The organism is Georgenia sp. Z1344, from assembly GCF_049856295.1.
In the GTDB taxonomy this organism is placed as follows: domain Bacteria; phylum Actinomycetota; class Actinomycetes; order Actinomycetales; family Actinomycetaceae; genus JB111.
In genome coordinates this window covers 195,793-209,427 of sequence record NZ_JBNDMZ010000007.1, presented here as the reverse complement: position 1 = coordinate 209,427, position 13,635 = coordinate 195,793, and the positions used below count along the sequence as shown (strand labels likewise).

13 protein-coding genes are annotated in these 13,635 nt (G+C 72.5%); 7 read left to right on the top strand and 6 right to left on the bottom strand.

The genetic code is table 11. The features are described 5' to 3' along the window. Positions 1–258 precede the first annotated feature (258 nt). Positions 259–759 carry a nucleoside deaminase gene (locus ACPYO6_RS09610; protein WP_425714637.1) on the bottom strand — a complete coding sequence of 167 codons (501 nt, stop codon included), beginning with the start codon at positions 757–759 and terminating at the stop codon, positions 259–261. A 400-nt stretch (positions 760–1,159) separates the two neighbouring features. Here ACPYO6_RS09610 and pucL point away from each other — a divergent pair, with 400 nt between their 5' ends. Further along, positions 1,160–2,098 (top strand): factor-independent urate hydroxylase, encoded by a 939-nt coding sequence (gene pucL, locus ACPYO6_RS09605; RefSeq protein ID WP_425714636.1) that lies wholly within the window; start codon positions 1,160–1,162, stop codon positions 2,096–2,098. 46 nt (positions 2,099–2,144) lie between these two features. Further along, a complete protein-coding gene (locus ACPYO6_RS09600) occupies positions 2,145–3,773 on the top strand; it encodes a solute carrier family 23 protein (RefSeq protein WP_425714635.1) in 1,629 nt (542 codons plus the stop codon). A gap of 29 nt (positions 3,774–3,802) precedes the next feature. Here the strand turns inward: ACPYO6_RS09600 and ACPYO6_RS09595 are convergent, their stop codons facing one another. Further along, positions 3,803–4,279 carry a SufE family protein gene (locus ACPYO6_RS09595; protein ID WP_425714634.1) on the bottom strand — a complete coding sequence of 159 codons (477 nt, stop codon included), beginning with the start codon at positions 4,277–4,279 and terminating at the stop codon, positions 3,803–3,805. 27 nt (positions 4,280–4,306) lie between these two features. Further along, entirely contained in the window at positions 4,307–5,062 is a 756-nt protein-coding gene (locus ACPYO6_RS09590) for an IclR family transcriptional regulator (protein ID WP_425714633.1), read from the bottom strand. Positions 5,063–5,178: 116 nt separating this feature from the next. Here ACPYO6_RS09590 and ACPYO6_RS09585 point away from each other — a divergent pair, with 116 nt between their 5' ends. Next, the gene (locus ACPYO6_RS09585; RefSeq protein ID WP_425714632.1) at positions 5,179–6,441 is read left to right on the top strand and encodes a DUF6986 family protein; all 1,263 of its coding nucleotides are present in this window, start codon (positions 5,179–5,181) and stop codon (positions 6,439–6,441) included. A 19-nt stretch (positions 6,442–6,460) separates the two neighbouring features. On the opposite strand, the gene ACPYO6_RS09580 is transcribed toward ACPYO6_RS09585, so the two are convergent. Continuing rightward, positions 6,461–6,889 (bottom strand): GlcG/HbpS family heme-binding protein, encoded by a 429-nt coding sequence (locus tag ACPYO6_RS09580; RefSeq protein ID WP_425714631.1) that lies wholly within the window; start codon positions 6,887–6,889, stop codon positions 6,461–6,463. A 293-nt stretch (positions 6,890–7,182) separates the two neighbouring features. Between ACPYO6_RS09580 and ACPYO6_RS09575 the strand changes: the two genes are divergently transcribed. From ACPYO6_RS09575 to gcl, 4 genes are all read left to right on the top strand, one after another. After that, positions 7,183–7,947: an IclR family transcriptional regulator gene (locus ACPYO6_RS09575; protein WP_425714630.1), complete on the top strand. Its 765-nt coding sequence runs from the start codon at positions 7,183–7,185 to the stop codon at positions 7,945–7,947. Between the two features lie 168 nt (positions 7,948–8,115). Further along, the gene (locus ACPYO6_RS09570; RefSeq protein WP_425714629.1) at positions 8,116–8,928 is read left to right on the top strand and encodes a hydroxypyruvate isomerase family protein; all 813 of its coding nucleotides are present in this window, start codon (positions 8,116–8,118) and stop codon (positions 8,926–8,928) included. A gap of 35 nt (positions 8,929–8,963) precedes the next feature. Beyond that, positions 8,964–9,842, top strand: a complete 879-nt coding sequence (locus tag ACPYO6_RS09565; RefSeq protein WP_425714628.1) for a 2-hydroxy-3-oxopropionate reductase — start codon at positions 8,964–8,966, stop codon at positions 9,840–9,842. Positions 9,843–9,868: 26 nt separating this feature from the next. Next, positions 9,869–11,644: a glyoxylate carboligase gene (gene gcl, locus ACPYO6_RS09560; RefSeq protein WP_425714627.1), complete on the top strand. Its 1,776-nt coding sequence runs from the start codon at positions 9,869–9,871 to the stop codon at positions 11,642–11,644. A 95-nt stretch (positions 11,645–11,739) separates the two neighbouring features. Here the strand turns inward: gcl and ACPYO6_RS09555 are convergent, their stop codons facing one another. After that, positions 11,740–12,561: a hypothetical protein gene (locus ACPYO6_RS09555; protein WP_425714626.1), complete on the bottom strand. Its 822-nt coding sequence runs from the start codon at positions 12,559–12,561 to the stop codon at positions 11,740–11,742. 1 nt (position 12,562) lies between these two features. Beyond that, complete coding sequence (locus ACPYO6_RS09550) at positions 12,563–13,384, bottom strand: hypothetical protein (protein ID WP_425714625.1); 822 nt, start codon at positions 13,382–13,384, stop codon at positions 12,563–12,565. Positions 13,385–13,635: the final 251 nt, after the last annotated feature.

Genomic DNA, 13,635 nt, shown 5'->3' with positions numbered 1-13,635 from the left:
ACCGGGACATCGTCCCGGCGCACAGGTGTGATGGGCCTCGGCGTCATCGCCACACGCTCCTCGACGCAGCCGGCATCGCACAGGGCGGAGGCTGCAGCTTCGGCACGGTTGAGGACTCGCAGCGCGTCGATGGTTATCCATGCCGTGAACAACGACGCGTCGGTGGCAGGGACGTTAGCGGGACTCGCTCAGTTGCGCAATAGATTCTGGAAGAGAAGTTCCGATCCGTGAAAGTGGGGAGGTGGTGGGCGGGTGGTGCTACACCCAGAACCCCTCGTGCGCCTGCGCGGCCTCGTCCTCGAGGTGCGGGCCCGAGACCGTGACCTCGCGCTGGCCGCGGGCGAAGACCTCGCGGCAGGGCAGGTCGAGCGTCGGGTTCTCGGGGTGCGAGCCCGTGATCGTCAGCAGGCGCGACTCGCTCAGCGCGTAGACGACGCGACCGACCCCGGTCCAGTACGCGGCCCCCGCGCACATCGCGCACGGCTCAGCGCTCGTGTAGAGCGTGCTGCCGCGCATCCCGTCGGGGCCGGCGGACCGGGCGGCGGCGGCCGCGGCGAGGAGCTCGGCGTGCTGCGTCGGGTCGCCGCCGGGGCCGGACGAGTTGTTGACCGCCTCACCGAGCACCGTCCCGTCGGCCCCGACGACGATCGCGGCGAACGGGTGCCGTCCCTGCTCCCGCGCCGCCGCCGAGCGGGCGATGACGTCACGGAGCCGGCGCTCGTCGTCGTCGGGGAGGGGTGTGACGGAGGAGGTCGTCATGGTGGTGCTCCTGCTCGAGAGTGCGGCCGGGTCGAAGGATGCCCGCGCGCCACGCTAATCGTCCACGACCTCTCCGTGGCCACCCCACGACCTCTCCGTGGCCACCCCGCGACCTCTCCGTGGCCACCCCACGACCTCTCCGTGGCCCGTCCGGCGCGGGTAGCGTGAGCGACGGGGTTCTGCGCGCCGACACCGCCCCGCACCTCGTGACGCGTCTCTTGACACGACCCGTGCCCGGTCGTAACTTGATGCCGCATGGTGGATTAGTTATTCCACCTCATGAAAACGACAAGGACGTCAGAGTGGATGGCCGCACCCCCTGCGGCGCAGGCCCGCGAGGCGCGGACCGGCAGCGAGGACACGGCATCCGGACGGCACAGGACCAACGAGGGAGCTGGGCATGAGCGAGAGCACCACCACGAACGGGACCGGCGGCATCGTCCTCGGCGAGAACCAGTACGGCAAGGCGGAGGTCCGCCTCGTCAAGGTCGACCGCCAGGAGGCGCGGCACTGCATCACCGACCTCTCGGTGACCTCGCAGCTCCGCGGCGACTTCACCGTGGCGCACACCGAGGGCGACAACAGCCCGGTCGTGGCCACCGACACGCAGAAGAACACGGTCTTCGGCCTCGCGCGCGACGGCATCGGCTCGCCGGAGGACTTCGGCCTGCGCCTCGCGGAGCACTTCACCAGCTCGTTCGACTGGGTCACCGGCGGTCGCTGGCAGGTCAAGGAGCACACGTGGGAGCACATCCCCACGTCGCTCGCGAACAACTCGGCCGACGGCGAGCACAACCACTCCTTCGTCCGCACCGACGTCGAGACCCGCACCGCGCTCGTCCAGCGCGACGGCGCCGACACCTTCGTGGTGGCGGGCATCGAGGACCTCGCCGTCCTCAAGTCGACGGGCTCGGAGTTCCACGGGTTCCCGCGCGACCGCTTCACCTCGCTGGTCGAGACCACGGACCGCGTGCTCGCCACGTCGGTGACCGCCAAGTGGCGCTACCTCGACACGTCGATCGACTTCAACGCCGTCTACGACGACGTCCGCCGGATCCTGCTCGAGACGTTCGCCGACGTGCACAGCCTCGCGCTGCAGCAGACCCTGTACGAGATGGGCCGCCGCGTGCTCGAGGCGCACCCCGAGATCGGCGAGATCAAGTTCTCCATGCCGAACCTCCACCACTTCCTCGTGGACCTCGAGCCGTTCGGGCTCGACAACCCGGGCGAGGTCTTCTACGCGGCCGACCGTCCCTACGGGCTCATCGAGGGCGAGGTGCGCCGCGAGGGCGTCGCCCCCGAGCCGCGCGCCTGGGCGACCTCCGCCGGCTTCTGCTGACCCGCCCCTCCGTCCGCCACCACCTGAGCGAAGGAGCCCGGGAGACATGAGTACGACCACAGCCGACGCCGTCGAGAAGGGCAAGAGGCCCGAGGACGAGACGTACGGAGCCGGCAAGACGACCCTCTTCGGGTTGCAGCACGTCCTGACGATGCTCGGTGGCGTCATCGCGCCGCCGATCATCGTCGGCCAGGCGGCCGGCATGAGCGCCACCGACCAGGGCATCCTCATCTCGGCCGCCCTGTTCGTCAGCGGGCTCGGCACCGTGGTGCAGACGATCGGCCTGCCGTTCTTCGGCTCCCAGCTCCCGCTCGTCCAGGGCGTCTCGTTCGTCTCCGTCTCGACGATGACCACCATCGTCGTCGGCGGGGGCAGCGTGACGACGATCTTCGGCGCCGTCCTCGTGGCGGCGGCGATCGGTCTGGTCGTGTCGTCGTTCTTCTCCCAGGTGGTGCGGTTCTTCCCGCCCGTCGTCACGGGCACGATCATCGCGACGATCGGGATCTCGCTGCTGCCGGTGGCCGCCGGCTGGATGATGGGCGGCAACGGGAGCCCGAGCTGGGGTGCCCCGGAGAACATCGGGCTCGCGATGTTCACGCTGCTCGTCATCCTCGTGCTCAGCCGGTTCACCACCGGCACGTTCTCGCGGCTGTCGATCCTCATCGGCCTCGTCGTCGGAACGGCCTTCGCGGCCGCCGTCGGGATGGCCGACTTCTCGGGCATCCCGGAGGGCGACGTCGTCGCCGTCCCGTCGCCGTTCCACTTCGGCGCACCGACCTTCGAGATCGGCGCGATCATCTCGATGACGGTCGTCATCTTCATCGCGATGACCGAGACGACGGCGGACATCCTCGCCGTCGGTGAGATCGTCGAGACCAAGGTCGACGCCCGACGGGTCGGCGACGGCCTGCGTGCGGACATGGGTGCGTCGCTCATCGCTCCCGTGTTCAACACGTTCCCGATCACGGCCTTCGCGCAGAACGTCGGGCTCGTGGCGATCACCGGCATCAAGAGCCGGTTCGCGGTGGCTGCGGGCGGTGGCGTGCTCGTGCTCGTCGGCCTCGTGCCGCTGCTCGGCCGGGTCGTCGCCGCCATCCCCAACCCGGTCCTCGGCGGCGCCGGCATCGTCCTCTTCGGTTCCGTCGCCGTCTCGGGCATCCGGACGCTGTCGAAGGTCAAGTACGACGGGAACCTCAACCTCACCCTCGTCGCGGTGTCCCTGGCGTTCGGCATCATCCCGATCGCGGTGCCGGACTTCTACGCCGGGTTCCCGGAGTGGGTCGGCATGATCTTCCACTCGGGCATCAGCGCCGCGGCGATCGTCTCCGTCATCCTCAACCTGCTGTTCAACGAGATCCGCTGGGGCCGGTCGAAGGACCCGTCGGTCTTCACGGCCGGGTCCACGGCCCGCGCGAACATCGCGGAGGACGAGCAGGAGCGCCGCTCGGCCTACTTCGCCCAGCTCGACGGTCGTCGGCGCGCCGAGCACGCGGCCCGCGAGCAGGCCGAGCGCTCCGCGCGGCGCAGGCTGGGGCACGGGCGCCGGTCCGGCTCCGCGTCCTCGCTCGACCGTGCGGCCGACCGCGCGAGCGACGCCGACCTCGCCTGGCCGCACCTCACCCGGGCCGAGGACTCCGCGCGACCGGCCAGGCGCGCGGACGACGTCAACCGATGAGCGGGCACCGGTCGGTCGGGCGGGCGGGATCAGCCGTCGGCCGACCGGTGCAGCTCGGCGGCCTCCGCGACCTGCCGCTGCACGCGGGCGAGGAGGCCGGCCATCCCGGTCAGCCGGAGCGGGCTGACGACATCCTCGAGGCCGAGCCGGGTGGGCAGGTCCGCGGGGACGGCGAGCACCTCGCCCGCCGTGGCCCCGGCCAGCCCGACGACGACGATCCCCGCGAAGCCACGCGTGACCGGCGCCTGTGGGGCCGCCGAGACGTGGACCGTCACCGGCGCGTCCTCGCCCGTCCCGTCGACCTCGGCCCGCACGTGCACGGGGGCCTGGCACTCCCGCACCGCCTCGAGCAGCTCGGGGTGGTCGACCAGCCGCTGCGGCAGCCCGGGCAGCTCGTCACCGAGCTCGACGAGGAGCTGGACCCGGTCGTTCGGCGCCAGGGCCGCGAGGTCGCGGGCGATCTCGGCGAGGGCGGGCCGCAGCGCGGCGGCGTCGTCGTCGGGCATGGGTGTCCTCCTCGTTCCGCCGACCCGTCAGACGGACGGGAGCAGCTCGGTGGCGACGGCCGTGGCGACCTCGTGCAGGAGCGGGACCGCCCGGTCGCCGAACTCGTAGGTCACGCGCGCCTCGGGGCCGGACACCGAGAGCGCGGTCGGGGTGGGGGCGCCCGGCACCGTGACGGCGAAGCAGCGCACGCCGAGCTCCTGCTCGCCGTCGTCCATCGCCCAGCCCTGCTCGCGGACCCGGTCGAGCTCGGCGAGGAGGGCGTCGATGTCGACGATGCTCTTCTCGGTCACGGCGGGCATCCCGACCCGGCCGACGATCTCGCGCACGGTCTGCTCGGGCAGCTCGGAGAGCACCATCTTCCCCACGCCCGTGCAGTGGCAGAACACGCGCCGGCCGACCTCGGTGAACATCCGCATCGAGTGCGAGGACGACGCCTGCGCCACGTACACCGCCATGTCGCGGTCGATCATCGCGAGGTTCGCGCTCTCGCCGAGCTCGCGGGCGACCCGCTCGAGGTGCGGCCGGGCGCCGGCCCCGAGCTGGCGACCCGCGCTCTCGCCGAGGCGGATGAGGCGGGGGCCCAGGGTGTAGCGGCGCGACGCCAGCTGCCGGGCGTACCCACGGTCGACCATCGTGCGCATGAGGCGGTGGATCGTCGGCAGCGGGAGCTCCGAGGCGGCCGCGAGCTCGCTGAGGGCGGCGTCCCCGCCGAGGTCCGTGAGGAGCTCGAGGAGGTCGATCGCCCGGTCGACCGACTGCACGCCGGAACCACTCGCCATCATGTTCCCCTCGCCGTCGGTCGGATGGTGGTGCGGGGCCCGGGCGCGAACCCGGAGCCGAGACCCGACGCATTCTTCCACGTGCCGGAACCGACCGGCCCAACGATCGGAGCGATCGCATGACCAGCCCTCGACCGTCCCTCGACGCCGGCACGTACGACGACGTCGACGCGATGCTCGCCGGTGCCGACGAGCACCTGGCGCGCACCTACCCCGGCGACGACGGCACCCGCCAGCCCGTGCACACCGTGTACGTCCCCGCGGACCGCTTCCGCGCGGGCCTCGCGGGGGAGTGGGGCGAGCGGGCGCTGGCCGTGGTCGAGGAGGGCGGTGGGACCGCCGCGCTGCTCGACGCCGTCGGTGTGCGGGAGGACCTCCGGGCGGAGGTGGGCGCGCTCGTCGAGTCGAAGCTCGCGAGCGAGCCGATCGAGGACCTGCGCATCGACCTCGAGGACGGCTACGGGGACCGGGGCGACGACGAGGACGGGCACGCGCTCGCGGCGGCCCGTGCGGTCCGCGCCGAGGTGGACGAGGGGCGCTCGACCCCGTTCGTCGGCATCCGGTTCAAGAGCTTCGAGGCCCCGACGCGTGCGCGCGGCCTGCGGACCCTCGACCTGTTCCTCGGGGAGCTCGCCGGGTCGGGCGAGCTGCCGGCGGGCCTCGTTCTCACGCTGCCGAAGGTGACCTCGGTCGAGCAGGTCGAGGCGATGGTGCTCGTCTGCGAGCGGCTCGAGGCCCTGCACGACCTGCCGGCGGGACGCCTGCGGTTCGAGATCCAGGTCGAGACCCCGCAGGCCGTGCTCGGCTCCGACGGGACCGCGCTCGTGGCCCGGATGATCCACGCCGGCGGCGGCCGGGTGACCGGGTTGCACTACGGCACCTACGACTATTCCGCCTCGCTCGGCATCGCCGCGCGCTTCCAGTCGATGGAGCACCCGGCCGCGGACCACGCGAAGGCCGTCATGCAGCTCGCCGCGGCCGGCACCGGCGTGCGGCTCTCCGACGGCTCGACGAACGTGCTGCCGGTGGGCGACGCCGAGCAGGTGCGCGCGGCGTGGGCGCTGCACGGCCGCCTCGTGCGGCGGTCCCTCGAGCGGGGCTACCTCCAGGGCTGGGACATGCACCCCGGTCACCTGCCGGGCCGGTTCGCCGTGACGTACGCCTACTACCGGGAGGGCTTCCTGCCCGCCGCCGAGCGCCTGCGGATCTACCTCGCGCGCGAGGATGGGGCCGTGATGGACGAGCCGGCGACGGCACGCGCGCTCGCCTGGTTCCTCGCGCGCGGCACCGACTGCGGGGCCATCGCGGTGGCGGAGCTCGAGACGGCCGTGGGCGCGTCGGCCGCGGACGTCGACGCGCTCGCCGGCCGGCCCGGGCGGTAGACGCCGCATGGGCGCCCGGTCAGTCGACCTGCGCGACGAGGCCCGCGGCCTCGATCGCCGCGACGGCGGCGGCCTCGTCGTTGTCGGAGGTGTCGCCCGAGACGCCGATCGCGCCGAGCACGGTGCCGTTCGCGTCCTTGACGAGCACGCCGCCGGCGACCGGGATGAGCGCGCCGCCCACCGCGGCGGTCGCCGCCGAGACGAAGTAGGGCTGCTGCTCGGCGCGTGCCTGGATCGCCCGCGACCCCATGCCGAGCGCGATGGCGCCGTGCCCCTTGCCGTGCGCGATGTCGAGGCGGCGCGCGGAGGTGCCGTCCTGACGCTCGGCCGCGATGACGAGACCGGCCTGGTCGAGCACGGCGACGGCGAGCGGCTTGAGCCCGCGCTCGGCGGCCGTCGCGAGGGTGCCGGCGACGAGGGTCCGGGCGGTGTCGAGGGAGAGGCTCACGGGAGGTCCTTTCGATGGGCGATCGAGCGGCGGGAGTGCCGGTCGGTCGGTTGTCGGGACGGGTGGTCGGACGGGCGTCGGGTCGGTCCGTGCGGCAGGGCGCGAGCGCGCTGCGCGGCCTCGGGCAGGAGCTGGGGCGCTCGCTCACCGGGCGCCGGGAGACGAGGTAGATTCCTCGATACGGAAAAGCGCTATCGCGTTGCGGATAGCATGTCAGCGGCGGCGATCGGGCACAAGGGAGCGGCCGTGGCGGCCGCGGACGAGTCAGCGACGAGCACGAGAGAGGTCCGACGATGAGCACAGGTCAGGGCGGCGGTGTCCAGTCCGTCGAGCGCGCGTTCCGGGTCCTCGAGATCATCGCGGCGGCGGGCGGTGAGATGACCCTGTCCGACCTGTCGGCCACGGTCGAGCTCCCGCTGCCGACGATCCACCGGCTGCTGCGCACGATGGTCACCCTCGGCCACGTCCGGCAGATGCCCAGCCGGAGCTACGCGCTCGGGCCTCGGCTCGTCCCCCTCGGGGAGGCCGCGAACCGTCAGCTCGGCGTCGCGAGCCGGCCGATCCTCCAGCGCCTCGCCGACCAGCTCGGGGAGTCCGCGAACATGGCCACGCTCGACGGTCCGATGATCGTCTACATCGGCCAGGTCCAGTCGACCCGGTCGATGCGCATGTTCACCGAGGTGGGACGACGCGCCCTCGCGCACGCGACCGGGGTGGGCAAGGCGATCCTCGCCACGATGTCGGACGCCGACGTCGAACGGCTCGTCGGTCGGGACATCGCCCAGCCCACGCCGCGGTCGGCCGCGACGCTCGGACAGCTCGTCGAGCGGCTCGAGGTGGTGCGTGCGCACGGCTACTCGATCGACGACGAGGAGCAGGAGCTCGGTGTGCGCTGCTATGCGATGGCCGTGCCCGGGACGCCCGTGCGCACCGGGATCTCGGTCTCCGGCCCGAGCTCGCGGGTCGACGACGCGTTCGGCGCGCGGGCGGTACCCCTCCTGCGCCGGGCCGCCCAGGAGATCGCCGACGGGCTCGGGGCGGTCGGCGCCGCCGGATGACGTGCGTCGTGGCGATCGGTACCCCGACCGCAGTGCCGCGAACGGCCGGGACCCGCGACGGGTCCCGGCCGTCGTCGTGTGCTGACCGGTCTGTTGACCCCTCCCGGCGCCGCTGCTAATGTTTTCGACATCAGGAAGGAAACATCCACAAAGCGGAAAAGGAACCTGATGGCCGACGACGTCCTCTACACCGTCAACTGCTCGATCCTGCTCACCGACCTCCCGCTCCTCGAGCGCCCTGCGGCCGCGGCTGCGGCAGGCTTCGACGGCATCGAGCTGTGGTGGCACTTCCCGACCTCGACGCCGGAGCAGGACGAGATCGACGCGCTCCTCAAGGCGATCGACGACGCCGGCGTCCAGCTGACCGGCCTCAACCTCAACGCGGGCGACATGCCCGGCGGCGACCGCGGCCTGATCTCGTGGCCCGAGCGCTCCGCCGAGCTGCGCGCGAACCTCGACGTCGTCACCGCGATCGGCGAGCGCACCGGCTGCCGCGCCTTCAACGCGCTCTACGGCAAGCGCGTCGACGGCGTGGACCCGGCCGAGCAGGACGCCCTCGGCGCCGAGAACCTCGCGCTCGCCGCCCAGGCGGTCGACCGCATCGGCGGCACGATCCTCCTCGAGCCCGTCTCCGGGGCCGACGCCTACCCGCTGAAGACCTCTGCCGACGTCGTCGGGGTCCTCGACCGGGTGCGGGACGAGCACGGTGCCACGAACCTCGGCCTCCTGCTCGACGTGTACCACCTGGCCGTCAACGGCTCCGACGTCGACGCCGACATCGCGGCCTACGCCGACCGGATCGCTCACGTGCAGATCGCCGACGCCCCCGGGCGCGGCGCGCCCGGCAGCGGCGACCTGCCGATCACCCGCTGGATCGACGACGTCCGGGCGACCGGCTACACGGGCCCCGTCGGGCTCGAGTACAAGACCGCCGACGCCGACCCGTTCGCCTGGCTCCCGCGCGAGCAGCGCTCCGCCTGACCCTCACGACCACCTCACAGATTGGGGACCGACCAATGAGCACCATCGCCTTCATCGGCCTCGGCATCATGGGCAGCCCGATGGCCGTCCACCTGCAGAACGCCGGGCACACCGTGCGGGGCTACAACCGCACGCCCGACAAGACCGCCCCCCTCGTCGAGGCGGGAGGCATCGCCGCCTCCTCAGTGGCGGAGGCCGTGACCGGCGCCGACGTCGTCGCCGTCATGGTTCCGGACTCCCCGGACGTGCGCGACGTCCTCACCGGCGAGGACGGCGTGTACGCGAACGCCGCGCAGGGCACGCTCGTCATCGACTTCTCCTCGATCCGGCCCGACGTCACCGTCGAGCTCGCCGAGGAGGCGAAGGAGAAGGGCATCCGCCTGCTCGACGCACCCGTCTCCGGCGGCGAGGCCGGCGCCAAGAACGCGGCGCTGTCGATCATGGTCGGCGGGGCGGAGGAGGACTTCGCCGCGGCGAAGGAGATCTTCGACGTCGTGGGCAAGACGATCGTCCACGTCGGCCCGTCCGGCTCCGGGCAGACCGTCAAGGCCGCGAACCAGCTGATCGTCGCCGGCAACATCGCGCTGCTGGCCGAGGCGGTCGTGTTCCTCGAGGCGTACGGCGTCGACACCTCGGCCGCGATCGAGGTCCTCGGCGGCGGTCTCGCCGGGTCCAAGGTGCTCGACCAGAAGGCGCAGAAGATCCTCGACCGGTCCTTCGACCCGGGCTTCCGGATCGAGCTGCACCACAAGGACCTCGGCATCTTCACGTCGGCCGCGCGCGAGGAGGGCGTCGTCGCCCCCGTCGGCGCGCTCGTCGGTCAGCTCATGGCCGCCGCGCTCGCCACCGGGGACGGCTCGCTCGACCACTCCGGCCTCTTCCAGACCATCGCCCGCCTGTCCGGGCGCGAGTGACCCACCGAACCCCCTAGGAGATCGACATGCCTCGAATGCGCGCGGTCGACGCCGCGGTGGCCATCCTCGAGAAGGAGAACGCGACCCACGCGTTCGGCCTCCCGGGCGCCGCCATCAACCCCTTCTACGACGCCATGCGCAAGCACGGCGGCATCCACCACGTCCTCGCCCGCCACGTCGAGGGTGCCTCGCACATGGCCGACGGGTACACCCGCGCCGAGCGCGGCAACATCGGCGTCTGCATCGGCACCTCCGGTCCCGCCGGCACGGACATGATCACCGGGCTGTACGCCGCATGGGCCGACTCGATGCCGATCCTGTGCATCACCGGCCAGGCGCCCGTCGCGAAGCTCGACAAGGAGGACTTCCAGGCGGTCGACATCGCCTCGATCGCCGCGCCGGTGACGAAGATGGCGAAGACCGTCCTCGAGGCCGCCCAGGTCCCGGGAGTGTTCGCCAAGGCCTTCCAGCTCATGCGCTCCGGCCGCCCCGGCCCGGTGCTCATCGACCTGCCGATCGACGTCCAGCTCGCCGAGATCGAGTTCGACCCCGACACGTACGAGCCGCTGCCCGTGGTGCAGCCGGCCGCCACGCGTCCGCAGGTCGACAAGGCGCTCGACATGCTGCTCGCCGCCGAGCGACCGATCGTCATCGCGGGCGGCGGGATCGTCAACGCCGGCGCGGAGGCCGAGCTCGTCGAGCTCGCCGAGACCCTCGGCGTCCCGGTCGTCTCCACCCTCATGGGCTGGGGCGCGATCCCCGACGACCACCCGCTCGCCTCCGGCATGGTCGGCATCCAGACCTCGCAGCGCTACGCGAACGCCACGTTCCTCGAGTCCGACGTGGTCCTCGGGATCGGCAACCGCTGGGCCAACCGCCACACCGGCGGCCTCGACGTCTACCGCCAGGGCCGCACCTTCATCCACGTCGACATCGAGCCCACCCAGATCGGTCGCGTGTTCGCGCCCGAGTACGGCATCGTCTCCGACGCCGGGGCGTTCCTGCGCACCGCCGTCGAGGTGGCGAAGGAGCGCAAGGCCGCCGGGCAGGTGCCCGACTGGTCGACCTGGGCCGACGACACCCGCGGCCGCAAGGGCACCCTCCAGCGGAAGACGAACTTCCCGGAGACGCCGATCAAGCCGCAGCGCGTCTACCAGGAGATGAACCGGGCGTTCGACCGGGACACGGTCTACGTGACGACGATCGGCCTCTCGCAGATCGCCGGCGCCCAGTTCCTCCACACCTATGCCTCGCGGCACTGGATCAACGCCGGCCAGGCCGGGCCGCTCGGCTGGACGGGGCCCGCCGCGCTCGGCGTCGCCGCCGCCCTGCCGGACGCGAACGTCGTCGCCCTGTCCGGGGACTACGACTTCCAGTTCATGCTCGAGGAGCTCGCGGTCGGCGCGCAGCACCACCTGCCGTACGTCCACGTGGTCGTCAACAACGCCTACCTCGGGCTCATCCGGCAGTCGCAGCGCGCGTTCGACATGGACTACCACGTGTCCCTCGCGTTCGAGAACATCAACTCGACCGAGGTCGCCGAGTACGGGGTCGACCACGTCAAGGTGGCCGAGGGCCTCGGCTGCAAGGCCCTGCGCGTGACCGACCCGGAGGACCTCGAGTCCTCGTTCACCAAGGCCCGCGCGATGGCGCAGGAGTCGCGGGTGCCCGTCGTCGTCGAGGTCATCCTCGAGCGCGTCACGAACATCGCGATGGGTGTCCAGCTCGACGGCGTCAACGAGTTCGAGGACCTCGCCCTGTCGGCGACGGACTCGCCGACGGCGCTCGCGCTGCTCGACTGACGGTGCTGCTCGACCGATCGCGTTGAACGACGGCCCCGGACCTTCCCAGGTCCGGGGCCGTCGTCCGTGCACGGGACGTGTCCGGGCCAGGTCCGTCAGAGCTGGTACAGCCCGCGCCCGCGGCGGCCCAGCTCCTCGGCGAGGACGCGGACGACGAACTCGAGGCGGTCGGCCGGCTGGTCCGTCAGCTCGACCCGCACGTGCGACGTGAGTCCGGCGACGTGGACCGCGCGGCGCTGCCGGTCCGTGACGGCCCGCTCGATGACGCCGGCGGGCGTGACGAGGTCGATGAGCACGAGCACCGGTGGGCGGGAGCGGACCGAGTGCCCGGCGGCCCGGCCCGCGAGGTACTGCCCCTGTCGCCTCGTGCGACCGAGGCTCGAGAGGAGCCAGATGCCACCGATCTCGACGGCGTCGGCTCCGTGGGCGATCGGGAGCGGGCCGACGCGCACGCCCCGGATCTCGTCCCAGGGGATGTCGAGCCCGCCCGGCCCGGTGAGGCCGGCCGTGGTGACGAGGAGCTGGATCGCCTCGTCGCCGGACGTGCGCCGCCGGTCCTGCTGGACGATGCCGACGACGAGGACCCCGATCGCGCCGAGGACGTGGACGAGGACGACAGAGATGATCGCCGTCGGGATCGGGGACCACGGCATCTCGACCTGGAGGGGACCGACGCGCTCCGGGGTGAGGGAGTCGACGAGGCCGACGACGAGCCAGACGGCGAGCGCAGCGACGGCGACCAGGAGGACGCAGTAGATGGTGATCCGTTCGCCGGCCTCCTTCCGGTTCGCGCCCAGGCCCGCGACGACGTGGCCTCGGCCGACCGCGGGGGTGTCGTAGGGCTGCGGACCGTGCGGCTGCGGCCCCGGGTGCGGTCGCGAGGCCGGGTACGGCTCGCGCGTCTCGCGCTGCGGCACGTCAGCGCCGGTGGAGGAGCAGGCCGTGCTCGCCGAGCTGCTGATCGAGGGCCGTGAGGACGTGCGCGATCTCGTCCCCGGGGTGCTCGGTCAGCTCGATGCGGACGTGCGGGGGGCGGTGGTTCGGCACGACGGCGCCGCGCTGTCGCTCGGTGGCGGCGCGCGCGAGGACGCCCGACGGGTCGCGCAGCTCGACTACGACGAGGACCGGGGTGCGGCGCGCGACCGCCTGCTCGTGGCTCCGCACCCTGCGCTTGTACTCGCGGGCGGTCATGTCGCGGTCGGGGCGCCGGATCGCCCGCTCCCGGGACATCGTCGAGATCCGCTGCACGAGGGTGGACCCGGTGCCGAGCGGGAGCGCGTCGACCACGACCTGGTGCATCTCGTCCCACGGGATCCCGAGCCCGCCGGGACCGACGACGCCGGACGGCGTGACGAGCAGGTCGATCGCGTCGTCGCCCTCGCGGCGACCCCGCACGACCTGCCCGATCGCGATGCCGAAGACGGCGATCACGCCGAGTCCGACGACGGACAGGCCGAGCGGAGTCACGTAGTCGGAGGTCTGCGCGTCGCCCGACCCGAGCGCGCGGACGAGCTGGACGCCGTGGTACCCGGCGATCACGAGCCCCACCACCACGCCGACGCCGTAGCCGACGAGGCGTGTCGTGGCGGTGGAGGAGTCGACGGCGAGGCCGGTGATCACCTCGCCGCGCGGGTGCGGCACGTGTACGCCGGTCTGCGGCGGGGTGCCCCGCGGCGGGGTGCCCTGCGACGGGGTGCCCCGGGGCGGTCCATCGGGTGGTCCTGCGGCGTCGTACGTCATGGGTCCTCCGTGCCGGTAGCGATCGGCGACCATGGTCTCGGTCATGTCCGCACGGCGCAGGACCTCGGGAGGGGAGTTCTTCCTCGAGCACGGGTACCCGCGCAGAGCGAAACAAGCCGAGGAGAAGTGGGCACCGGAGCGTCGGGCGGTTTCCGGTAGCCTCGACGGGATGAGCCTTGGCATCCGGTGTGTGTGGCGGAGAATCGCCGACCCCCACCATTGGATGCGGCCCGACGACGTGCGCACCGTGG

Coding starts and splice junctions, on each gene's coding strand:
- ACPYO6_RS09585 (WP_425714632.1), top strand. CDS start 5,179: ATGACCAGCCCTCGACCGTCCCTCGACGCCGGCACGTACGACGACGTC.
- ACPYO6_RS09575 (WP_425714630.1), top strand. CDS start 7,183: ATGAGCACAGGTCAGGGCGGCGGTGTCCAGTCCGTCGAGCGCGCGTTC.
- ACPYO6_RS09600 (WP_425714635.1), top strand. CDS start 2,145: ATGAGTACGACCACAGCCGACGCCGTCGAGAAGGGCAAGAGGCCCGAG.
- pucL (WP_425714636.1), top strand. CDS start 1,160: ATGAGCGAGAGCACCACCACGAACGGGACCGGCGGCATCGTCCTCGGC.
- gcl (WP_425714627.1), top strand. CDS start 9,869: ATGCCTCGAATGCGCGCGGTCGACGCCGCGGTGGCCATCCTCGAGAAG.
- ACPYO6_RS09590 (WP_425714633.1), bottom strand. CDS start 5,062: ATGATGGCGAGTGGTTCCGGCGTGCAGTCGGTCGACCGGGCGATCGAC.
- ACPYO6_RS09595 (WP_425714634.1), bottom strand. CDS start 4,279: ATGCCCGACGACGACGCCGCCGCGCTGCGGCCCGCCCTCGCCGAGATC.
- ACPYO6_RS09610 (WP_425714637.1), bottom strand. CDS start 759: ATGACGACCTCCTCCGTCACACCCCTCCCCGACGACGACGAGCGCCGG.
- ACPYO6_RS09550 (WP_425714625.1), bottom strand. CDS start 13,384: ATGACGTACGACGCCGCAGGACCACCCGATGGACCGCCCCGGGGCACC.
- ACPYO6_RS09570 (WP_425714629.1), top strand. CDS start 8,116: ATGGCCGACGACGTCCTCTACACCGTCAACTGCTCGATCCTGCTCACC.
- ACPYO6_RS09565 (WP_425714628.1), top strand. CDS start 8,964: ATGAGCACCATCGCCTTCATCGGCCTCGGCATCATGGGCAGCCCGATG.